The following is a 24,271-nucleotide window of genomic DNA, read 5'->3' as shown; positions in this document are numbered from 1 at the left end:
TCACTGACGCTAACATGACCCAAATACTACATAATGGCGCCAATTAAACTTAGCGCCATTATTGAAGTACTATGAGTTTACGCGTTTTAAACCAATACTGCGGCTAAAGCGTTGCACCTTTTCGACTAACAAATAATTCACGGGGACTAAAATGAGTGTAATTAAAGTCGCAAATATAATGCCAAACCCCAAAGAAACAGCCATCGGTATCAGAAATTGTGCCTGTGTCTGTTGCTCAAATAAAAGTGGCATCAAGCCAAAAAAGGTCGTGATACTAGTCAGCATAACAGGCCTAAATCGAGCGGCGCCAGCAGTTAAAACGGCACTCATTAGCTCTGCACCTTTCGCACGCTGCTTGTTAATATAATCCACGAGTACTAATGAATCGTTCACAACCACGCCAATCAAAGCCAACATGCCCAATAAACTCATGATGGTGAGTTCCATAGACATAATCCAATGGCCGATCACCGAACCTATTAATCCAAATGGGATCACACTCATTACGATTAAGGGCTGTATATAAGACTTAAACGGGATAGCCATCAGCGCATAGATAATAAAGAATACAAACAAAAGTGCCCAACCTAATGACCCAAACGACTCCCGCTGCTCTTTGGCTTCACCCTCGAGCGAGTGCGTCACCCCCGGGTACTGTGCAACGAGCTGATCCAAAAACACCTTCAACTCTTCTTGTAATACAGTCATATTAGTATTTTCTTTTTCAATATCAGCGGTAATATTGACCGTTCGATATCGGTCAATACGATAAATACTTGACGGGCTCTGGCCTGGGGAGAGCGTCGCAACATGGTTTAAAGGTACTGCGCCTTGGTTTTGCGTATTAATTAGTAAAGTGTTTAATGTGGCTAAATTACTGCGCTCGCTTAACGGTAAACGAACCATAACGCGAACATCGTCTCGACCACGCTGGATCCGCTGAACTTGCGCTCCAAAAAATGCACTCCGGATCTGATTTGATACCTCTGTCCTTGTCAGACCAAGCGCTTTACCTTGCGCGGTTAGCTCAATTTGCAACTCTTCTTTACCATCACTTAGACTATCCGTAATATCAAATACGGTAGGAAACGTCGCCAAATTAGCCTTAACCTGTTGTGCTGCTTCTTTGAGTACGACTAAAGAAGTACCTGTCAGTTGTACATCAATGGGGTCGCTAGAGCGGCCAATTTCAGCCCGAAAAGTTAAACTTTCAGCACCTGGAATAGTGCCAATTAAAGTACGCCATTCTCTCACTAATTGCCTCGAGTCAACACTGAGTGTTCGCGATTCTGGGGGAGTTATTTCAAAACGCACACGCCCAGAATTTGATGCACCACCTCGCCCTCCCGTTGTCGCTAAAATATGTGTAATCACGCTTTCCCCAGTATTTGGGTCAACATATTTATCTTTGAGCACCTGTGCTTTGTCAGACATCAAATCAATATATTTTGCAGTCACCTCAAAAGGTGTACCTGTTGGCAAAGTTAGATTTGCACGCACGGTTTCACTAGGGATCCGTGGAAAGAAAATGAACTTAGTCCAGCCGCTAGTAATTAGCGTCAAAATAATTAAAAACCCCCCTGCAAAAGTACTCAACGTTGCTGCCTTGTTAGAAATCGCGATTTTTAACGCTGGCTGATAGTATTTTAATATCGCACGCTCGAACCCATCCGCAAAGCGCTGTTGAAAACGACTAAACCGACCCGCTTCTTGCTCACTCTTTCGGGGTTTTAAGTGCTTTAGATGTGCTGGTAATACGAATTTAGATTCCACTAGTGACATTAATAGCACAGGGATCACAACAGCCGGAATTTGAGCGAAAATAGCACCTCGAACCCCATCAATAAATGCCAACGGCAGAAATGCAGCCACGGTTGTTAAGATACCAAATGTCACAGGTGTCGCTACCTCTTGCGTGCCCTTTATTGCCGCTTCTTCTCCAGATTCTGCACTATTCAAATGAGTATAAATATTTTCGCCCGTCACAATTGCATCATCCACAACAATACCCAGAACGAGAATAAATCCGAACAAACTCATTATATTGAGACTGATCCCAAACAGCGGCATCGCTAAAAATGCCCCCATAAAAGACACAGGGATCCCTATAAAAACCCAAAATGCGATGGCTGGACGCAAAAATAGCGTCAACAATGCTAAAACTAAAATGCCACCTTGAAGTGCATTTGAGGTCAACGTCGAAATTCGGTTTTTGACGATCACTGAGTCGTCGTCCCAATAACTTAACTCATAGCCCTTTGGCAGCGAATTTTGTCGTTCCTCGATATATGCCTTAACTCTATCTGCAACTTCAATTGCACTTTGTTGACCTATGCGATAAACCTCTATAAATGCGGCTTGCTTGCCATTGAAGCGTGTACGAACGGGAGTCTCTTCGAATCCATCTATAATGGTCGCTATATCAGATAAGTAGACAACCGAACCATCCGCACTGGTTTTTATTGGAATACTCGCAAATTCATTTTTGCGATATGCCTGCCCTTTAGAACGCAGCAAAATATCCCCGCCTGATGACTTTAAATTTCCTGCTGAAATATCTGCACTGGACTGCCCAATCAAATTGGCCACTTGCTTTATCGATAAATCATATTGTCTAAGCTTATCCTGGCTGAGTTCAATGGCAATTTCGTAGTCTCGTACCCCATCTAGTTCTACTTGTGTTACCCCATCAATACGTAATAAATCATCTCGAACTTGCTCTGCAAATTCACGGGTCTCTTTCTCCGAATAACTCGCAGCCACCGTCACTGTAATCACATCGCGTTTTCGTTCTGCCAAGGAAATTACGGGCTTCTCTGCATCCGATGGAAAAGTATTTATCGCATCTACCCGACTTTTAATATCCGCTAGCATTTCTCTGGGGTCATAGCCTGAGTCGACTTCAACCCTGACATTTGCTGATCCCTCTGAGGAGCGACTAGAAATTTGCTTTACTCCTTCGAGATCTTGCACCGCCTCTTCAATCCGTATTGAGATCCCCTGCTCAACATCTTCTGGCGTTGCGCCCCGTAGAGACATATTGATGCTTATGACATCTAATTCAAAAGAAGGAAAGACTTCCAATGGGATTTTTGTCGACATTGAAAACAAGCCGCCGAACAATATAGACAACATCAATAAGTTTGCAGCGACTGGATTACGGGTAAACCAAGCTATCATATGCCAGCCTCCTTCACTTTTTGCTCACGCTCAACCAGTAATTGCTCGACACTTATCCCGCGTTGCTCCGCCAGCCTTTTTAACCTACTTTTCTGTTTATCCGATAATTTTTGCCATGTAGGCGATTCAGAAAGCATATCCTGAACACCACCAGATTTACTCCGATTCAACACTACTTGTGTACCTGAACTTACTTGCCCAAGTGGTGTAGTAACCAATCGCATACCTGCGACAAGCCCCGAGTCGACAATGGCGAACTCATCATTTTGCCAAGATACGGTGATATCTTTACGCATCAATAAATCTTTCTCTTCAAGGATATACACGTAGGTACCCTGATAAATAGCGCTGCTTGGAATCGCAATCGCACCCTCTAATGTTCGCCCTTTTATTTGAGCATTCACGTACTGTCCAATCTTGATAGCAAAATCACCTGCCTGCTCGACCGAAAACGGGTCCTCCAACTGTGCCACTACATACAGCTGCTGAGAAAGCTCACTAATAGCGCCCTCTGTACGAACCACCACCCCACGCCATTGCTGCGCTTTAACTAGATCTGAATACAACAAAACCTCAGGGTTAGGAATATCGGCTTTACCATCTCTAAAGTGCTCTGGTAGGCGCATGAATGCCAAATCTCGGTTGTTAATAGGCAATCTTATTTCGACGTAGTCTGTTGCATACATCTCTGCAAGTTGGCTGTTATTACTAACCACTTGTCCAAGATCGACCTTTTTACTGAGTATCCGACCATCAAACGGGGCAACTAAACGAGTACGTTCCAATGCTAATTCAGCCTTTGCGAGTTTTGCCTGAGCAGATAACACATTGGCTTTTTGCGCCTCTAATTGGGGTTTTCTAAGCACCAAGTCACTGGCTTTTCCACCATCACCTAATCGTAGCCAATCAACTTGCGCTTGCTTTCCTCTTGCTTCTTCTTCTAACAAACTTTGTTGTGCATTGAGTAGTTCAGCTCGGGCAACTTGAACTTCTGCTTTGTAGTCTCTTTCATCAATTTGCAGCAGCAATTCGCCTTTTTCGAAAAAGCCGCCATCTCTGAAACTGTCGCTTATATAGCTAATTTCACCAGAAACTTGAGCTACGAGGACACTTTGTGTACGCGGTTTTACAATGCCATAGCTGTCAATCATCATGGTAAAAGGTTTCTCTTTAACCACCTCAAAATCTACAACCATTTTTGCTTGTGGTTTACCCTTACCCCGCTTCGATTGGGGGGGATTGGATGATATAAATACAACCAGTAAAACAGACACGGTGAGTATCGCTATGGGTAGTATAAATCGTTTAGCCAATGTCATTGCTCACTTCCTCAGGCTTTGTCTGTTGAAAATCGCCACCAAGAGCTAGATGAAGCTCTACTCGATTCTTGATTAGTTCATTTTTTATGGATATTAGGCTGCTCTGAGCATCAAAAGCGCGCTTTTGCGCATCTAATACTGTGGTATAGCTCACTAGCCCTTTTTGGTACTGTTCAAATGATAATTGCTCTGCTAGCTGGGCATTTTTTTCAGCCACTAAAGTCTCTTCATAACGTTGCTTGAGCGAAGTTTCTTCACTGATTTTATTTTCAACTTCAGCAAATGCGTCTTGTAGGCTGTTGAGATACTCTAACTCTTTTGCTTTAAGCTCGGTTTTAGCCAACTCTTCTTGAGCTGCCAGATTTCCTGCATTGAATATCGGTGCTGAAATACCCGATAAAAGTGACCAACCTGCATTGGATAGAGACAAAGCATCTCCGAGACTGTCTCCACTTGGGCCATAACTGGCGCTCAAATTTATACTTGGGAAACGTTGTTTATGTGCGTAAGCCAAAGCAGCATCTCGCGCTAATAATTCGTACCAGCTAGATATAAGTGATGGCTTTCGACTAATTAACGCCGAAGGTACCCCTACCGGAATCGTTGATTTTAACAACGGTAATACAGCATTCACGGCCAATGCACCTGTTGGATAGGCTCCAATTAATCGCTCTAAGGTGCGAATGCGACTGCCAACCGTCGCTTCTTGTTGTGCTAATTTTGCTTGTTCATTATTGAGCTCCGTGCGCGCTAGATAAACGTCTAACGCGCTGTTCAGTCCTTGCTTGTATCCTGACTCAATGATATCGAGGTTTTGCTTCACCACTTGTAAACGACGACTTAAGAGTAGCTGTTGCGACTTTCCTTCTATCACTGAAAACCAGCTTATAATTACTTCCGCAACTAGATCATACCTTTGTTGTTTAAAGCTTTCTAAGCTCGACATAACTTCCAGATTTGCCTGACGCTGTGAGTCACTTAACTTGCCCCACAGGTCAAGTTCATACCCCACTTTCAGCGATAGTGCATGATCAGATGAGAATTGCTCTAATGCAGACTTTCGTCTACTACTATCCAGTGCAATTGTGAGCGTTGGCCACAATGCACTGCCATTGATGATCAATCGTTGTCTTGCAGACTCAACTTCTATCATTTGTTTGCGAAGCAAAAAATTATTATTTAACGCTTGTTCTACCAACTCATGTACTTGCGTGTTTGAAACTTCATTCAGCCAATTGCTCTGAACCCTTCCCTCTGTGTGCAGGTAATGCCAAGTGGAAGGCGATTTAATGTTCGCAGCATAGTTTTCATCAATATAATGTGTCGCTACGCAACCACATATCAGAGAAGACATAATTGCAACCAACGCCGATTTTAGCCTCATTCTTTTATTCCTATAGGCTGAGTTCTACATTACTATTTTAGTGTACTGTCAAGTATTGCAATGGCCCAATCAACTTTACATAGCCTTACATTCAGCAATACTGGTAAATGTATTCATACACAGTGAAAAGGGTTTACGATCAAAAAACTTACTCTGAGTATGGCCCTCTTAATACCAGTCACAGAATGAAAAGCCACTTAATCACACAAAATATAAATAACAACAACCATCCACCATATTTACAAAATCAACTCAATAAAAACAAAAAAGAAACTTTTTTCACTCTTCGTGTTATTTTTTTGGAAACAACCTGTTTATACATAGAAACAAACAACAAAATGGAAATATAAAATGAACAACAGGTTAAACATTGTTACAGCTGGTTTATTACTGGCTCTAGGGCAAGCAAACGCCCAGACATTCGATAATAGTGCTCAAGAATATGACCCATCAAAGCATGTTTGGGAATATACATATAAACTAGCTGGTGGCGATCCACTTGTTGTACATCAATGGCACTTACAAAATAACGGCCAGCATGCAGGCGCAGTGACGCCAGGTGTTGCAGGTATAGACTTAAACTTGGACTTTACTCATCGCCGCGGCATATTAGGTCAAGGCATTAACATTGCCATTATCGATGACGGATTAGCTACATACCATCCAGATCTTGCGCCAAATGTTGTACAAGGAAGCACATTAAATCCTGACCCTTATATTTATCAATATTACAACCGAGGTCGTTTAACTACTGATAGTCACGGCACTAAAGTGGCAGGCATTGCCGCTGCTGCTGCATATAATGGCCAAGGTGGTCGTGGTGTCGCTCCAGCAGCTACCCTGACTGGTGCTAACCTAATTGGTAAAGATCGTAATTACGTAGGTCGCGATGTTGCGATTCGCGCGGTAATGGATATGGACGGCGCTGTTCAGCCAATGAATAAGCACACTGATGCACGTGTAATCAACCAAAGCATTGGTTACTCTTTTTCTGACGCAAGTATTTACGGGGACTATAAAGCTTTCTTCGATAATATTGACGAAGTCACTAAAAAAGCAGTAACAGAAAGTCATGGTGGTCGTGGTTCAATGGCTGTAAAGTCTGCGGGTAATAGCCACTTTATGGGTGGACGCTGGTTAGATAGAGATAATGGCCTTCTTACACTATTTTATCCAAATGGATATGCATTACCTTCATATGATGCATCTATAGCCGATCCAACAAATGCGAACTTCTGGAACTTGACGGTTTCTGCCTTAAATGCAAAAGGCAACCTAGCTGCATACTCTACAGGCGGTTCAGCAGTATTACTTACAGCACCTGCTGGTGAATGGGGCCGTTATAGCCCTGCTACAGTGACTACAGATTTACCAAAATGGTGTACTGATGCAACTGAAACGCAGTGTGAAAACCCAATGTACTCTTTCAATATGAATGGTACTTCAGCAGCTGCTCCTGCATTATCTGGCGCGGTGGCATTGATCATGTCTGCGAATCACCAGCTTTCATGGCGTGATGTAAGACACCTTATGATCACCACAGCGACCAAAGTAGATGCCGATGCCAAACCTCGTATGATTGGTGATTATGAAGCGATCCCAACTTGGCAAACTAATGGTGCAGGCCATTCTTTCCATTATGACTATGGCTTTGGTTTAGTAAATGTTGATGCTGCTGTAGAAAAAGCATTGCAGACAGGTCCAATCATGGGCGACTTGCAAGTCAAGTCATATGACGTCCCAGTTGCTGCTGATGCCTTGATCTATGACGGTGATTTTTCAGGTACTGAGTCTGTCCATACTCAAAAAGATGATCTTACTGTTGAAGCTGTAAAGGTTAACTTAAGTCTAGACCACGAGCGTCTTGGCGACTTGTCTGTTGAGCTTATTTCGCCGAGTAATACTCGCAGCGTTATTTTGACTGCTGGTACTGATATCGAAGGCAACAAGTTTAACAACAACGTTATTCTATCCAACCATTTCTACGGTGAATCAGCTAAAGGTGATTGGAAATTGCGTATCATCGATACCAATGCAAAAGATTCTTGGTCTGAGCGAGTATATGACTTAGGCACGGGTAAATTTGTTGAAGATTCAATCACGGTTGTGCCTCAGCGCAGTGACAAGATCCAAGCAAATAATACTAAACCTGGTCAGTTGACAGGTTGGAGCATCACGTTCTACGGTCACTAATTAATCTAAAGTAGAGAGCTATTAATAGCTCTCTATTTCCACCCATACCTACGTCAAAATCTCATATTTCAAACAATCAACCTAATTTCGTTTATACATTCAATTATATTCCTAGAATGAAAGCCCCTTTCATTCTTATTCTAAAAAACGTTCAAGTAATAAGACTCAACGTTTATTACGGAACTTCCAAATTGTCGACAAGTTACTCATAAAAAACACAGACACAATAATTAAAAACCTTTGTTATTTAACAAAATAAACCAAAAAAATTAAAACAAAACAATTTTATTGATCTTTGTTATTTTATTTGAAATGTGGCGTTTATTAATTTAAACATAAAACAAACGGAAATTAATAATGAATAATAAATTGAATATCGTTACAGCCGGTTTACTACTTGCGCTAGGCCAAGCAAATGCTCAAACATTTGATAACAGCGCCCAAGAATATGACCCATTTAAGCATGTATGGGAATATACATATAAACTAGCTGATGGCGACCCGCTTGTGGTGCATCAATGGCACCTCCAGAATAATGGTCAACACGCAGGGGCTATCACACCAGGCGTCGCTGGAATTGACTTAAATCTGGACTTTACACACCGCCGAGGCATTTTAGGTCAAGGCATCAATATTGCAATCATTGATGATGGCCTAGCGACTTACCACCCAGATCTTGCACCAAATATGGCTCAAGGTGATACACGCAACCCTAATCCATATATTTATCAATACGAATCAAGAGGCCGTGTAACAATCGATAGCCATGGTACTATGGTTGCTGGTATTGCAGCCGCTGCTGCGTTCAACGGTCAAGGTGGCCGTGGTGTTGCTCCAGCTGCAACATTAACAGGTGCAAACCTGATTGGTAGAGATCGCAACTACGCAGACCTTGACTTGGCAATTCGTGCAGTTATGGATATGGATGGTGCAGTTCAACCAATGAACAAGCACACTGATGCACGTGTGATTAACCAAAGTATTGGTTACACTTTTTCTGACGCAAGCATTTACGGTGACTACCGTGAATACTTCGACAATCTAGACAATGTTACTCGTATTGCTGTCACCGAAAGTCATGGTGGCCGCGGAGCAATGGCTGTAAAAGCTGCTGGTAATGATCACTTCATGGGTGGCCGCTGGTTAGACCGAGACAATGGCTTGCTCTCTCTATTCTATCCTAACGGTTACGCACTACCAGCGTATGATGCATCTCTGGCAGATCCGACAAATGCGAACTTCTGGAACTTAACCGTTTCAGCACTGAATGCTAAAGGGAATCTTGCTGCATATTCTTCTGGTGGTTCAGCAGTGTTACTGACTGCACCTGCCGGTGAATGGGGCCGTTATAGCCCTGCGACTGTTACAACAACTTTACCTAAGTGGTGTACTGATGCAACTGAAACACAGTGTGAAAACCCACTTTACACATTTAACATGAATGGTACTTCAGCAGCTGCACCAGCGCTTTCTGGCGCAGTCGCACTTGTTATGTCAGCAAACCACCAGCTTTCATGGCGTGATGTAAGACACCTTCTGATCACCACTGCAACTCAAGTAGATGCTGATTCTAAACCTCGTATGATTGGGGATTACGAAGCAATTCCTGCTTGGCAAGTAAACGGTGCAGGTCTTCCTTTCCACTATGATTATGGCTTTGGTTTAGCAAATGTAGACGCTGCTGTGGAAAAAGCACTACTGACTGGCCCAATTCTAGGCGAATTACAAGTTAAATCTTACGATGTACCTGTGGCAGCTGACACATTTATCTATGACGGTGACTTCTCAGGCACTGAGTCAGTTCATACACAGAGTGAAGACCTAACTGTAGAGGGTGTACGTGTAAACTTGAACTTAGAGCATGACCGTCTTGGTGACCTATCTATCGAGCTTATTTCACCGAGTAATACTCGCAGTGTAATTTTAACTGCCGGTACAGATATAGAAGGTAACAAGTTTAATGGCAATGCGCTCTTGTCTAACCATTTCTACGGCGAATCTGCTAAAGGTGATTGGAAGCTACGAATCATCGATACAAATGCTAAAGATTCGTGGTCTGAAAGAGTATACGACCTTGGTACTGGTAAATTTGTTGAAAACTCTATCACAGTCACGCCACAGCGCAGTGATAAAGTTCAGCCAAATAATACTCAACCAGGTCTATTGACTGGCTGGAGCATCACGTTCTACGGTCACTAATCCAAAAAAGAGAGCTATATTAATAGCTCTCTTTCAACCTGTATGTTGTTATATAGCCACACTATGCTGGCTTTAACGTAACCAAATGCACTGCACTTCCAACCAAAAGCAAAATACATTTAAAAACAAAGTAATGCTGACCTTTTGCTAGAGTTTGCAAGTTTTCTCCACTGAGCGACCACAGCTGTCGTAGTGGACACTTTTAGAAGGTCTAACATAAAAATCAAAATTAGCTCTCCCAAGAACACATTTAAAATGTCCACAAAGCAATATAGCAACAACAAGTTTTGTAAATAATTTCGTAGCACTAAATTCCTTTTAAATAAGGACAACTAGTTTATCTTATTGAATATTTTTGAGTATTAGCGAAGCGTTGCATCACAACGCCAGCTCGGTTGAAGTGTTCTTTGGTAACAACTCATGCTTACTACTGTTAAGTTTTTCCATTTCGCATAATATCCTATATATGCTTGAGCTTGCCCTTTTGAATAACCATAAGCCGTATAGGTTTGATCAGCAGCTACTGCATAAAATGTACTTAATAGTGCAACCGCTGCCATTAGTTTCTTTGTGTTTTTCATACTATTCCTTCATCAAATTCAATTTATACAAATAATTATCTAGTCACCTGTAAAACTTCAGAAAATATCTGTTTCTTTATATAAGTTTCTACTACTTGACCTGTCAGATTCTTGTACAAGCTGCTCATACGCCTCTAACTTACTTATGTGTTTCTCAAAACAAAGCATACTTGTCACCAGATCGTTATTTCTGCACAAATAGAAAACATCAACAAAACTTGGTGAACTACATCATTTTTATAATAAGTATCAGCAGTTGAAGGCATAAAAAGTGAATTTATAAAAGTGCCGAATTTGATTGTTCTTTATTTATTTCAGCATCTTTTTTCAACAAGAACAGCGGATATGCTCAAAAATAATACAATCAAATTAACTATGCTATTGATTAAAATTCAAGATGATGGTTAATTAAGGGAAAAGTTAATCAATCAACGCTGAAAAAAGCCAGTACGATTAAGAAGCTTAACGTGATGTAAATGGCAAGATGAAGTTTGCTTGTTAAACATTGAACAGAACTTAAGCAAGAGAAAACACCATATTTTTATGGCATTTTCTCTCGGTAAAGTATTAGCCGTAGTAAGCTTCACCCGCTTCTGCTTTCGCTTGTAATGGCTCTGATGGGGTAAACACGTCATTTTCAGTTGCATAGGTAGATAGCTCTGAACAAACCTTATTAAGACCGCGTTTATCCATATAACTGAACGGACCGCCTAAAAACGGTGGGAAGCCAATACCAAAGATTGCACCAATGTCACCATCTCTTGGCGAAGCGATGATCCCCTCGTCTAAACAGCGTGATGCCTCATTGAGCATTTGAGCAACACAACGATTTGCAATTTCTTGCTTATTTAAGCGCGGAGCTTGTGTGATGCCAAGTAAATCATAAACAGACTCATCCACTTTTTTGCCTTTTTTACCTTCATAGGTATAAAAACCACGGCCAGTTTTTCTGCCTAGGCGCTTACTGTCTATCATACGCTCAAATGCATTTGGACCTTTAAATCGCTCTCCCAGCTCTTTCTCAAGAATTGGGGCTATCTTAGACCCTATGTCGATACCCACTTCATCAAGCAATGCAAGTGGGCCTACAGGAAAACCAAACTCAACCAGTGCTTGGTCTATCTTGTCAATCGGTTCACCTGCAAGGAGCAAGTTGGCTGCTTCATTCACATAAGGTGCTAGGATCCGATTGACATAGAATCCAGCTTTGTCTTTTACCACAATTGGGGTCTTACCCTGCTTACGCGCAAAATTAACTGTTTTGGCGATGGTCTGCTCTGAAGTACCCTCGTGAGGAATGATTTCTACCAGCGGCATTTTCTCTACTGGAGAGAAATAATGTAAGCCAATGACATTTTCCGGTCGAGCTGCTTTTTCTGCAATTTGAGCAATTGGAAGTGAAGATGTATTACTAGCAAAGATTGTAGAATCTGCACATTCACGCTCAATATCAGCCACCATACCTTGTTTTAAAGCAAGATCTTCAAACACCGCTTCAATCACGATATCAATATGCTCAAAGCCACTATAATCTGTTGTGCCCGTAATGCTATTCATAGCTGATTGCATTTGCGCTTTGGATAAAATACGACGCTTTTGCTTTTTAGATAGGATATTATAACTGTAGTTAAGTGCATTACTGATCCCCTGATGTGCGACGTCTTTAATGCGCACACGTGCACCAGCCTTTACCGCGCTTACGTGGGTGATACCGGCTCCCATTAATCCACCGCCAAGTACCGCCGCTCGCTCAATTTTCGCAGTATCATCACTTTGCCACTCTTTTTTCATCTCTGTGGTTGCAAAGAAAATACCTCGAAGTGAACGTGACACATCTGTCATGACAAGATCTGCAAACCCTTCAGCTTCAGTTTTGTACGCTTTAAGCTCATCAAGTTCTACTGACGCACGAACAGCCTTGATAATTGCCAATGGCGCTGGGTAGTGGCCCCCTGTTTTCTTTTCAACATTCTCTTGTGCTTTTTTGAAAATAATATTGCGACCAAAAGGATTAGACTCTAACAACTGGCTCAGTTTATCTAACTTTGGTTTGCGTACTCTGGGCTTGCCTTTGCGAGCCAATTTAACAGCGACATCCATTAAAATACTATATGGTACGCTTTCATCGACTAAGCCTGCTTTAGCCGCTTGCTTTGCTCTAACTTGTTTACCGGTTAACATCCACTCTAATGCTTTTTGGATACCAACCAATTTAGGTAGTCTCTGTGTACCACCACCACCTGGTAATAATCCAAGTTGTACCTCAGGCAAACCAAGCTTGGTTTTGTCATCACTTGTACATACGCGGTAATCGCATGCTAATGCAAACTCTAAACCACCACCTAAAGCAGCCCCATGAATAGCAGCGACTGTTGGAAATGGTAGTGCTTTCATTTTGAAAAATGCTTGCTGACACATTTCAGACAGACGCAGAGCATCTTCACGTGTGTTGGCATTGTCGAGCATTTTGATGTCTGCACCAGCAATAAAGTTATCTGCTTTGCCGCTTACGAACACCATACCTGTTACATCATCTTTTTTGCCTTGCTCTAAAATCTCTAATAGCTCATCCGCAAAAGAATCACGCAACGTGTTCATTTTCTCGCCAGGCACATCAATGGTAACCAATGCAACTTGGTGACTGTTTAATTCATAACTAAATACTGACATTTATGCACTCTCCAATACAAAAGCCGCACCTAAACCACCTGCTGCGCATGCGGTTGTCAATGCAAGCCCACCACCTCGGCGTTTTAATTCATTTAAGCTTTGCGTAATAAGTCGGGCGCCCGTTGCCGCAAATGGGTGTCCATATGCCAATGAACCGCCATTAACATTGAATTTATCCATGTCTATTTCGCCGATAGCTTTATTACGGCCAAGCTTTTCTTGCGCAAATTTATCTGATGCAAACATCTTTACATTGGCAAGCGCTTGCGCCGCAAACGCCTCATGCATTTCAATTAAATCGAGATCTTTGAGTTCGATTCCTGCTCTATCTAATGCCAAAGGTGTTGAATGTGCAGGACCCATTAACATGTCTTCGTGCACACCAATTGCGGAGAAAGCATAAGAACGAACATAACCAAGAATTTCATAACCAAGTGCTTTTGCTTTGCTCTCACTCATCATTAATACAGCAGCGGCACCATCAGTCAAAGGTGTTGCATTAGCGGCAGTAACCGAGCCGTGTTTCCTGTCAAATACAGGACGCAACTTGGCATAGCCCTCTAGTGAGGAGTTTGCACGTATATTGTTATCCCTATCAAGAAAACTCTTGTAAGGCTCAACATGCGCAGTCATAACCTCAGGGGATAATAGACCTTCGTCCCAAGCTTTTGCCGCTAGAGAGTGGGAACGATGCGCTAACGCGTCTTGTTCTTCACGGCTGATCCCATGCGTTTTTGCCATTTGCTCCGCAGTATCACCCATTGAAAGGCCCGTTGAATACTCAGCTACTGCTGGTGGTACTGGTAATAAATCTTTTAATCTTAACTTAGAGAAAATCTTCAAACGCTGGCTCAAGGTTCTTGCTTTGTTGAGATCAACTAGACTCCCTGCCAACTTCTTGCTTACACCAATCGGCAGAACTGAGGACGAATCAGCGCCTCCAGCAATACCAACAGCACTGTACCCTGCGATGATCGACTCTGCGACATTCGCCACGGCTTGGAAACTGGTTGCGCAGGCACGAGAAACTGAATAAGCATCAACAGAGACGGGCATACCAGTACCTAATACGATTTCACGTGCAATATTTGGCGCTTCTGGCATTTGTACCACTTGGCCAAAGACTAGCTGATCAATTTCTTTTTTGTCGATATTCAGGCGCTCAAGCATTTCGTTGACCACGGTTTTACCGAGGTCAAGTGCTGGCACGTGGTGATAAGCCGTAGCTTGTTTTGCGAAAGGAGTACGTAGGCCACTAACAATAGCAATACGGTCTCCATTTATTGTTTTTAGAATGTTTTGTTCAGACATGAATTTGCTCTCCCGCTGACAGGTCTGACCTGTTATTTTAACTCGATTCTAAACAACCGAATCCATTCTGCCAATAGAAAAATGGAAATTGTGTGTAAAAATCTCAGCGCAAATTAAACTTAGCGTGATTTTTACACAAATCAAAAAGCTTCTGAAAAATATATTAAAAATATGGAACTAAACAAAATAAAAGAGTCTAAGAAAAGTGCGAAATTACACCTCAAAAGCTTGAGTTTTCCGTTTCAATCCATATAAATAAGCAACAAATTTGTCAGAACAAGGACAAACAAGCATGGCAGTTAATGAGTTTACTGAATTAAAAAAATACTTAGACACACAAATTATTGGTCAACCTGACCTTACTGAAGCACTATTAATCGCTATATTAGCAGATGGACATTTATTAGTAGAGGGGCCTCCAGGCCTTGCAAAAACCCGTGCAGTCAACGCGCTTGCAAAAGGCATTGAAGGCAGCTTCCAGCGTGTTCAGTTTACCCCTGACTTATTACCTGCAGATATAACTGGTACTGATATTTATAGGCAACAAACCAGTGAGTTTGTGTTTGAAAAAGGCCCCTTATTCCATAATCTTGTACTCGCAGATGAGATCAACCGAGCACCTGCAAAAGTTCAATCCGCTTTATTAGAGGCGATGGCAGAGAGACAAGTAACAGTCGGTAAAACAACCTACCCGTTACCTGAATTGTTCATGGTTATGGCAACACAAAACCCACTTGAGCAGGAAGGTACTTACCCACTCCCTGAAGCACAGCTGGACCGATTCCTACTGCACCTCAATATTGATTACCCAAAGGCACAAACTGAATTAGAAATACTGCGACTCACTCGCGGTGAAGCACTCAGTACAGAAGCGGTAAAATTTAGCCCAATCAGTCAACAGACTCTCTTCGAAGCAAGAAAAAAGGTGCTTGAGTTACATTTGGCTGAACCACTAGAGCTATATTTAGTTCAATTGATTATCGCTACTCGCGAAGCTTCCCAGTTAGATGCACAACTTGGCACATGGATAGAATTGGGAGCAAGTCCTCGTGCAACAATCGCATTAGATAAGTGTGCACGCGCTCATGCATGGTTGCAACAGCGTGATTTCGTAACACCAGATGATATTCAAGCTGTTTTACACGATGTCCTTAGGCACAGAATTATCTTAAGCTATGAGGCACAAGCTGATGGTATTACTAAAGATCAGGTTATTAGCCGAATTCTTGAGTTAGTGCCAGTCCCTTAAAGTGTAAGCTTGGTTTATGAAAGCAAATATTGATATCCAAAACTGGTTTAAAAACTGTCATACCAATGGTGTTGAGCTTGGGCTAAAAGAGTTGCTTTATTATAAAAGCAAATCTCGTCTGCTTGATTTGAAACCAAAGGGCCAAATCCGCAGTGCGCAAGCTGGTCAATATCTCGCGCCACACAAGGGGCGAGGTATGGAGTTTGCCGAAGTTCGTCAGTACCAATATGGCGACGATATTCGCGCGATAGATTGGCGCGTAACAGCTCGAACAGGTGAAGCGCATACAAAGCTTTATCAAGAAGAAAAAGAACGCCCTGTCTTCATCTTTACTGACCTATCAAACAGCATGTTGTTTGGCAGCCAACTGCTGTTAAAATCGGTGCAGGCTGCCCATTTGAGTGCATTGGTCGCATGGTCAGCCTCACTGCGTGGAGATAGACTAGGCGGCATTGTATTCTCAGAACACAGTCATCACGAGCTCAAACCGACAGCCAGAGACAAAGGTGTGTTAGCATTTTGCCACCAATTGTGTGACGTTCATGAAACAAGTCTCACTCGTCGAGACAATGAAAGTATCAGCCGTTTTAATGACAATCTAAAAAGACTGAAGCATTTAGCAAAACCAGGCAGCTTAATTTATTTAATTTCTGATTTCTCAGACTTGAATGATGAAAGCTTCTCACTGCTTGAAGGACTGAGTCGACACTGTGAATTGATAGGATGCCAGATTAGTGATCCCTTTGAGCACACATTACCAGCATATAGTCAAGCGGTTGAGATCCAAGGAACACAGAATACTTGGACACTACCATTAAGTGATAAGCAATTCAGAGATAAGTTTGCCAAGCGAGCACAACAAGTGTTCAGCGAACGCCTAAAACGCTTGCAGCGTTCAGGCATGATGATGCTTAACTTTTCTGCGGATACTCCTTTAGAAACTCAGCTCTCTAGGTAACTGTTATGACTCAATCTCCATTAGATGCCCTCCATGATGTGATGCCACCAGAGCAAGTGAGTTGGTGGCCTTTATCAATGCCAATGTGGGCACTCATTTGCGTTTCTATTATTTTGCTAATAGCCTTGACTGTTTGGCTATATAAAAACTGGCAATTTGGCGCTGCTAAAAGAGAGGCGATAAAATTAAGCCAGCAACACCAGCAAGACGCCCTTGCATTGCATGGCATAGTAAAAAGACTCACTAAACACTACTACGGTGCATCAGTCGCCTCTCAGTCGAGCGCAGCTTGGTGTCAGACATTAAATGCCATTTCAAAAGCACAATTCAAAGAGCAAGATATTACATCCTTTTATAAACCGGATAATCAAAATGAACATGTTGAACAGCTTATGATGGCAATTAAGACGTTTAAAACTAAGGAGTGCTTAGATGTTTGAATTTGAGTGGCCCTTAGCTTTTTTGTTGCTTCCACTACCTTGGATTATCGCAAAAGTAAAACCTGTTGCATTACAGGCCCAACAAAAAATCCGAATGCCAAGTTATGCCATTTTGGGTGGTATGGGAACACAAGAGCAGGCCCTATCTCACAAAAAAAATTGGTTGGAAATGCTCATTTGGTTGCTGTTGATTACTGCTTTGAGTAATCCGACATGGTTGGATGACCCTATTACTTTGCCAAGTGAAGGCAGAGATATCATGATGGCGGTGGATCTCTCTCATTCGATGGCTGAAGAAGACATGGAATATAACGGCCGTTATATAGATAGGTTATCCGTTGTCAAAGCGGTACTAGGTGACTTTATTGAACAGAGGCAAGGCGATAGACTCGGTCTGATTTTATTCGCTGATACTGCTTTTTTACAAACACCTTTAACCAAAGACATCAACACTGTAAGCCAAATGTTGCAGGAGTCGCAAATTGGTTTAGTGGGCAGAGCCACAGCTATCGGCGACGCATTAGGTCTTGCTGTAAAACGCTTCAATCAAAAAGAAGAAAGTAACCGTATTCTAATACTGCTGACAGATGGCCAAAATACGGCGGGTAACCTGCAACCAGAAGAAGCATTAATTTTAGCCAGAGAAGAAGGGATAAAAGTATACACAATCGGTGTTGGCTCAGATGGACGCAGAGGCAGGGGTTTCTTCTCGCTCGGCGGGATGTCAGGTGCGAGTATCGATGAGCAAACACTGACCCATATTGCCACAGAAACAGGTGGTCGCTATTTCCGCGCAAAAGATGTGCAAGGCCTTCAACAAATTTACTCTGAATTAGATAACCTAGAGCCCATCTCAGCAGAAGATGAAACATTCCGCCCTAAAATCGCGCTATTTTATATCCCACTGCTAGTAGCCCTCGCAGTATGGAGTTTGGCACTACTTATTCGCTTTGTAATGCAGTGGAGGCAAGGTAATTAATATGACCGAATTTCAATTTATTAGACCAGAGCTGCTCTGGTTATTAATACCTTGGACCATCATTTGTGTTTTGCAGTGGTACAAAAAATCCAGCAATAAACAATCGCAATTAATTGCGCCGCATTTGGCCAAAATAGTTTTAACCGAAGGTAAACAGAGCAAATCAAATCATTCTTCTTGGTTAACTAGCCTGATTCTGTTACTTGGAATATTGGCCGCATCTGGACCAAGTATTGAAAAGCAAAGTGTTCCCGTCTTTTCGGCAAAACAAGCTAGAGTGCTAGTCATGGACATGTCTTACTCCATGTATTCAACCGACATTGCTCCAAATAGGCTCACACAAGCAAGATTTAAAACACTGGATATGTTGCAGCAGTTCCGTGAAGGCGATACAGCTTTGGTAGCTTACGCTCAGGATGCCTTTATTGTGTCGCCTCTCACAAGCGACATCAATACCCTTGAAAACCTAGTTCCAAGTATTAGCCCAGACATCATGCCAGGCAAAGGTGCAAACGTACTTGCAGGTATTGACCAAGCAAAAACACTTCTCGAACAGGCTGGTTACCCTTCAGGTGAGATTATTTTAATTACAGATGAAATTGAACTAGAAGATGCGCAAGATATTCAGAATATGCTCAGCGGATCTGGGTATCGATTACATGTTTATGGCGTTGGCACCGCCCAAGGTGCTCCTATCAGTGTACCTGAAGGTGGATTCTTAAAAGATAGATACGGGCAAATCGTTGTACCTAAGCTTTATGCCGATAGATTACGCTCTTTAGCTCAGAGATTAGGGGGCAAGTATGCTACTTACTCACCGGATAATTCAGATATAGAAACCTTCGCGATCGAGAATACGCAGGACATTGAATCTTCCAATGAGCCAAATGAAACACTCTGGCGTGTTGATGCAGGTCAGTACCTACTATTTGCAATTATTCCTCTTGCGCTGTTGGCATTTCGTAACAATGCAGTGGCGTTGGTAATCTGCATTGTATCTTTTGTGCCAAGCTCACCTAGCTATGCTGCTGATTGGCAATCTTGGTTCAAAAACACAGATCAAAATGCGATGTCAGCTTATCAAGATGAAAACTTCGATCAGGCCAGTGCAGCACAGAATGCGACATTGCGTGGCGCAGCTCAGTACAAACAAGGACAATACGAACAAGCTGTTAAGACATTGCAAAACACCGATACTGCGATTGGTCAATACAACCTTGGCAACGCATTAGCACAATTGGGCAAGCTCGATGAAGCTGCAGATGCATATGAGAATGCTTTGAGAAAAGACCCTACCCTTACACAAGCTCAAGAAAACAAAGAGTTAGTAGAGCAGTTGAAAGATCAGCAGTCTCAACAAAATCAGGAGAAAAATAACCAAGATCAAAATAACCAAGAGCAATCTTCTGAGCAGCAAAACGATCAACAACAAGGTGAAGGTGAAAACCAAGAGCAATCAGATCAAACTGAACAACAGAGTCAATCTCAAAATGAGCAAGGAGATGAATCTGAGCAAGAAAACTCTGAACAGTCAGAGCAATCTAAAAGTGACGAGCAATCTGATAACCAGAATAAGCCTGAGTTAGCAAATAAAAAATCGGATGAAGAAGGCGAGCAAGAAAAGGAACAGTCGCAACAAGCGCAATCACAGCAAACGCCACAAAGTGAGTTATCAGATAACGAGCAGTCGCAGCAAATGGCACAATCTGAAATGAGAGAGCTCACACCGGAGGAGAAGGAAAAAGCACAACAATTGGACCAGCTACTTCGAAGAGTGCCAGATGACCCTGCGATTTTATTGAAAAATAAAATGCTTTTGGAATCACGACAAAGACAACAACAAAGACAACCAGTAGGAGCTGAAAAATCATGGTAATGCGATTTGCTTTCTGTTTTATTTTATTCGCTGTCGCGCTGCCCGCTTTGGCCATAGACAGACTCACAGCCAGTGTCGATAAAAACCCTGTATTGGTTGGGGAATACTTTACTTTAACCATCGAAGCTAATGGTAAGGTATCAGGTCAAATGCCTGATACCTCAGCAATTTCAAAAAACTTTGTGACTGGACCGATTAGTACCAGCTCTCGTACCCAAATAGTTAATGGCAGTATGAGCAGTGCAACAAGCTGGCAAATGCAAGTCATGTCTCGAAGTGCTGGAGAGTTCACTATTCCCGCATTCGATATTTCTGGAACAAAATCTCAACCAATTAATTTACGCGTTGTAGCTAGGGAATCTGATGAGAGCCAACAAAAAGATGTTTTCGTCACTACTGAGCTGTCGCCAGAATCCTTATATGTGCAACAGGCAGCTCTATATACTGTAAAGTTGTTTATTGGCAAAGATTTGCTTGATGCCCAAATGACTCAGCCTATGATGGATGAGGGTTCTATTACCCCTATGGGTCAGCAGGAAGAGAGCTATGAAGTACTCGATGGCCGCCGCTATCGAGTGATAACTAGGAAATACCTTGTTCAACCGCAAAAAAGTGGTAGCTTCACTATTGAAGGTCCAATTTTTAATGGCCAAGTTCGTGAAGGCTATCGCCGAATGGCTGTGAGTGCAGTGGGAGATGCAATTGATATTGAAGTCAAGCCAATCCCAGACGATTACAGAGGCGCATGGTTACCTAGTGAGTTGGTCAACCTAGCCGAAGAATGGCAACCAGAAGATAAACAAGTAATTGTCGGTTCACCAATTACCAGAACTTTTACACTTACTGCACTCGGTATTACTAAGGAGCAGATGCCAGACCTAGATATTCCCAGTGTAGATGGCTTTAGAATTTACCCAGATGAAACAGACAGAAATCAGATGGCTAGAGATGGGCGCGTTATTTCACAAATGGTTGCATCCTATGCCCTACTCCCCCAAAAGCCTGGTAAATATACGCTACCCGAAATACAGCTTCCATGGTTTAACACTGTGATAAACCGCATTCAGTATGCTACTTTGCCTGCGCGAACTATAGAAGTTATCGCAGACCCAAATCAGCCACAACAGCCAGTAGTCCAGCCGCAAACTAATGCCATCACTCAGCCTGTGGCCCCCCCCTCTGAACCAGAGCCAACGATCATCTACAAAGACTCAGAAAAGTCTTGGTTAGACTGGTTGATAATGTGTTTGGGGTATGTACTTTGGTTAGCTACGCTTCTGACTTTTTTGTTTAAAAAGTCACCAGCACCACTACAGACTTCATCTACAAATGATCAAGCAACGGTTACTACTGATGCACAGACGAAGCTAAAACTATTAGGAAAGGTAGCAAAGCAGAATGACCTCAGACAATTTTATACGCTATTGCGTGCTTATGTTGAGCTCGAGTATCAACAATCACTGAAAGCGTGGCTTAGCCAACAACCAACCGAAATTAGGGAAGAAATTGCAAAGTTGCAAGCATCCCTTTATAGTTCAAATAAACAGCAAGTTGAACTCGTAACGCTATACAATTATATGAATAAAATTAAAAAGCGTTCAAAATCAGACGCTAAGATTCACCTAGAGACGCTTTACTAAAAAATATGGCGAAAAGTGAAATAATATTGCTAAAGGCAAGGTCTAGTTAGCATGACCCAAAAACAAAAACGTTACGAATCTTTGGTTCAGGTTTACCATACAGAGCTATATCGCTTTGCTTACTGGTTATGTCAGGACCCTACCATTGCAGAAGATTTGGTTCAGGAAACATTCCTACGTGCATGGCGCTCACTAGATGCACTGCAGGATGAAAAAGCCGCCAAATCTTGGTTATTAACCATATTACGACGAGAGAACGCCCGTCGTTTTGAACGCAAACAATTTGACTATGCTGATGTAGAAAACGACACAATTGTCGACACTAAAAGTACAGCATTGGATGATGAAATGGAGCAAACTGTTGTGCAAAGACAGATCAGTCAGTTAGCTCCTGAGTATAGAGAGCCTTTACTACTTCAAGTAGTTATGGGTTGCTCTGGTGATGAAATTGCCGAAATTTTAGAGTTAAATAAAAACACAGTAATGACCAGATTATATAGAGCGAGAAATCAGCTAAAAGAGGCATTAACTAACGTGAACGAATCAGCAAAGGGGGCATCAAACTGATGGATGATTTAGAATTTCGCCGTCGCCTGTTCGCCGATCCAAGCGATGAGCAATTAGTAAATGAAGCTAAGCAAGATCCAGCTAAAAAGCGCTTAGTTGACGAAGTGCAAGATTTTGATGACATGATAGGCGATGCGTTAAATGTACCTGTGCCAGATGGCTTGCAAGCTAAATTACTTGCAAACATGCACGACCAAGACACGAAAACTCACTCTTCCGACAACGTGGTAAAACTGGCTTGGTATAAACGCTTTACTGTGCCCATTGCCTCAGCTGCATCTGTTGCATTAGCTGTTATGGTGTATTTTAGCACTGCAGTACACGCACCACTGTATGCTGGAGAGCATGCGCTTGAACATGTTTATTACGAAGAAAGTGCGTTAACCTTGAACAAAGAAGTTAACCTTCAGGTAGTAAACGAAAAACTAGCGATGTTAGGCGCTAAGTTTGTATCTTTACCTGGAAAAATCACCTATGCAACATTCTGCAATTTTAAAGGCCAACGGAGCTTGCATTTAATTTTCCAATCTGATCATGGACCAATGACTGTATTTATTGTCCCAAGTGAAAGAAACGACTATCGCCAAGGCGATACTCTGTTTAGTGATAGTCGCTTCAGTGGTTCTATTAGTAAAGGCGCTAACGCAGACACGATTTTGGTGGCAAAGCTAGGTACACCACTCGAAGACTACCAAGGTGAAGTCAACAACTCCTTACAATGGCTATAAAATAGGGCGCAAAAAGCGCCCTATTTGTTCCCATAAACATCCTATTTCAGTTCAATTTCTTTTTTAATTTCATTAGAATGTGTCTCAGTATTTAAACTTAGAGGAAAACCATGAAACAATTTTTTGTTTTATTGACTATCGTTTCAATGTTGTTTGCAACTGCTTTTGACGCTGAAGCGCGTAAAAAGTTTGGCGGCAAGAAAAAAGGTAAAACACATCAAACTTCGACTGTGCAGCAAAAGAAGCAAGTGGATACTAAATCACTGGCTGCACAACAAGGTGCAAAGAAAAAATCAAGCAAAAAAGGCATTATGGCTGGCGTGTTAGGTGGCCTTTTAGCTGGTGGTCTAATAGCAGCAATGATGGGTGATGACTTTGAAGGCTTCCAGTTTCTTGAAATGATTCTTTTCGCTATCGCAGCGTTTATATTGTTCAAGGTGATCATGGGCTTTATACGCAAAAAGCAACAGCCGCAAATGGCTGGCGCGCCAAATTTTGCTCAGCAGCAAAATCAGCCTTTCTCTCAGCCTCAACAGTTTCAGGCTAACCAAACTGCTGGCGGCTTTGGTACACAGCAAGATGTACCATTTAACTTACCTCGAGACTTCGATGTAAACGGCTTCCTTCAAGGCGCTCGTTCACATTATCAAACTATTCAAACAGCATGGAACAAAAAAGACTATGCGACAATGTCTGAATACCTTAGCCCTGAGCTTGTCGAAGAGTTCCGCCAAGAGCGTGAACAACAAGGCGACGTAGCAACTGAGGTTATGTTTGTTGATGCAGAACTTGCTCGTGCAGATGTAAGCGCAGAAAAATGGGAAATAAGCGTTATGTTCCGCGGTAAATACCGCGACCAAGGCGATATGCAAGAAGAACCAATTCATGAAATCTGGCACTTAGAGCGTAAAAATCAAGGTGATGCACCTTGGCTAATCGTTGGTGTAGAAGATCTAATTGAAAGCTAACCGCATAAAATAAAAAGGGCTCTAAGGAG

The 24,271-nt window shown here is 42.3% G+C and carries 17 protein-coding genes; 11 read left to right on the top strand and 6 right to left on the bottom strand.

Translation table 11 applies throughout. The features are described 5' to 3' along the window. Positions 1 to 69 precede the first annotated feature (69 nt). From S4054249_RS08860 to S4054249_RS08850, 3 genes are read right to left on the bottom strand one after another with little or no spacing between them, the layout of a single operon-like run. Positions 70 to 3,180: an efflux RND transporter permease subunit gene (locus tag S4054249_RS08860; RefSeq protein WP_046353969.1), complete on the bottom strand. Its 3,111-nt coding sequence runs from the start codon at positions 3,178 to 3,180 to the stop codon at positions 70 to 72. After that, positions 3,177 to 4,499 carry an efflux RND transporter periplasmic adaptor subunit gene (locus tag S4054249_RS08855; RefSeq protein ID WP_046353970.1) on the bottom strand — a complete coding sequence of 441 codons (1,323 nt, stop codon included), beginning with the start codon at positions 4,497 to 4,499 and terminating at the stop codon, positions 3,177 to 3,179. Before S4054249_RS08855 ends, S4054249_RS08860 begins: the two co-directional genes overlap by 4 nt. Further along, the gene (locus S4054249_RS08850) at positions 4,486 to 5,883 is read right to left on the bottom strand and encodes a TolC family protein (RefSeq protein ID WP_046353971.1); all 1,398 of its coding nucleotides are present in this window, start codon (positions 5,881 to 5,883) and stop codon (positions 4,486 to 4,488) included. Before S4054249_RS08850 ends, S4054249_RS08855 begins: the two co-directional genes overlap by 14 nt. 351 nt (positions 5,884 to 6,234) lie before the next feature. Between S4054249_RS08850 and S4054249_RS08840 the strand changes: the two genes are divergently transcribed. Both S4054249_RS08840 and S4054249_RS08835 read left to right on the top strand, forming a co-directional pair. Next, positions 6,235 to 8,076, top strand: a complete 1,842-nt coding sequence (locus tag S4054249_RS08840; RefSeq protein WP_052960797.1) for a S8 family serine peptidase — start codon at positions 6,235 to 6,237, stop codon at positions 8,074 to 8,076. A 357-nt stretch (positions 8,077 to 8,433) separates the two neighbouring features. Beyond that, positions 8,434 to 10,275: a S8 family peptidase gene (locus S4054249_RS08835; protein ID WP_052960798.1), complete on the top strand. Its 1,842-nt coding sequence runs from the start codon at positions 8,434 to 8,436 to the stop codon at positions 10,273 to 10,275. Positions 10,276 to 10,637: 362 nt separating this feature from the next. On the opposite strand, the gene S4054249_RS08830 is transcribed toward S4054249_RS08835, so the two are convergent. The 3 genes from S4054249_RS08830 to fadI all read right to left on the bottom strand — a co-directional run bounded on the left by S4054249_RS08830 (position 10,638) and on the right by fadI (position 14,837). After that, positions 10,638 to 10,856: a hypothetical protein gene (locus tag S4054249_RS08830; protein ID WP_046353973.1), complete on the bottom strand. Its 219-nt coding sequence runs from the start codon at positions 10,854 to 10,856 to the stop codon at positions 10,638 to 10,640. A 567-nt stretch (positions 10,857 to 11,423) separates the two neighbouring features. Further along, positions 11,424 to 13,526 (bottom strand): fatty acid oxidation complex subunit alpha FadJ, encoded by a 2,103-nt coding sequence (gene fadJ / locus S4054249_RS08825; protein WP_046353974.1) that lies wholly within the window; start codon positions 13,524 to 13,526, stop codon positions 11,424 to 11,426. Next, positions 13,527 to 14,837 carry an acetyl-CoA C-acyltransferase FadI gene (gene fadI / locus S4054249_RS08820; protein ID WP_046353975.1) on the bottom strand — a complete coding sequence of 437 codons (1,311 nt, stop codon included), beginning with the start codon at positions 14,835 to 14,837 and terminating at the stop codon, positions 13,527 to 13,529. Positions 14,838 to 15,129: 292 nt separating this feature from the next. Between fadI and S4054249_RS08815 the strand changes: the two genes are divergently transcribed. From S4054249_RS08815 to S4054249_RS08775, 9 genes are all read left to right on the top strand, one after another. Continuing rightward, positions 15,130 to 16,086 (top strand): AAA family ATPase, encoded by a 957-nt coding sequence (locus S4054249_RS08815; RefSeq protein WP_046353976.1) that lies wholly within the window; start codon positions 15,130 to 15,132, stop codon positions 16,084 to 16,086. Between the two features lie 16 nt (positions 16,087 to 16,102). Then, positions 16,103 to 17,044, top strand: a complete 942-nt coding sequence (locus S4054249_RS08810; RefSeq protein ID WP_046353977.1) for a DUF58 domain-containing protein — start codon at positions 16,103 to 16,105, stop codon at positions 17,042 to 17,044. A 5-nt stretch (positions 17,045 to 17,049) separates the two neighbouring features. After that, positions 17,050 to 17,484 carry a DUF4381 domain-containing protein gene (locus tag S4054249_RS08805; protein WP_046353978.1) on the top strand — a complete coding sequence of 145 codons (435 nt, stop codon included), beginning with the start codon at positions 17,050 to 17,052 and terminating at the stop codon, positions 17,482 to 17,484. After that, a complete protein-coding gene (locus S4054249_RS08800) occupies positions 17,477 to 18,463 on the top strand; it encodes a vWA domain-containing protein (protein ID WP_046353979.1) in 987 nt (328 codons plus the stop codon). Before S4054249_RS08805 ends, S4054249_RS08800 begins: the two co-directional genes overlap by 8 nt. A 1-nt stretch (position 18,464) precedes the next feature. Continuing rightward, a complete protein-coding gene (locus tag S4054249_RS08795; RefSeq protein ID WP_046353980.1) occupies positions 18,465 to 20,339 on the top strand; it encodes a VWA domain-containing protein in 1,875 nt (624 codons plus the stop codon). Beyond that, entirely contained in the window at positions 20,333 to 21,979 is a 1,647-nt protein-coding gene (locus tag S4054249_RS08790) for a BatD family protein (protein WP_046353981.1), read from the top strand. The genes S4054249_RS08795 and S4054249_RS08790 overlap by 7 nt, the downstream gene beginning before the upstream one ends. A 51-nt stretch (positions 21,980 to 22,030) precedes the next feature. Next, a complete protein-coding gene (locus tag S4054249_RS08785) occupies positions 22,031 to 22,546 on the top strand; it encodes a sigma-70 family RNA polymerase sigma factor (RefSeq protein WP_046353982.1) in 516 nt (171 codons plus the stop codon). Next, positions 22,546 to 23,274 carry a DUF3379 family protein gene (locus tag S4054249_RS08780; protein WP_046353983.1) on the top strand — a complete coding sequence of 243 codons (729 nt, stop codon included), beginning with the start codon at positions 22,546 to 22,548 and terminating at the stop codon, positions 23,272 to 23,274. Before S4054249_RS08785 ends, S4054249_RS08780 begins: the two co-directional genes overlap by 1 nt. Positions 23,275 to 23,384: 110 nt before the next feature. Continuing rightward, entirely contained in the window at positions 23,385 to 24,242 is an 858-nt protein-coding gene (locus S4054249_RS08775) for a Tim44 domain-containing protein (RefSeq protein ID WP_046353984.1), read from the top strand. Positions 24,243 to 24,271 lie beyond the last annotated feature (29 nt).

The sequence above is a fragment of the Pseudoalteromonas luteoviolacea genome, assembly GCF_001750165.1.
In the GTDB taxonomy this organism is placed as follows: Bacteria; Pseudomonadota; Gammaproteobacteria; order Enterobacterales; family Alteromonadaceae; genus Pseudoalteromonas; species Pseudoalteromonas luteoviolacea_G.
The sequence above is the reverse complement of the archived record's forward strand: the minus strand, read 5'-3'. Positions and strand labels throughout refer to the sequence as shown.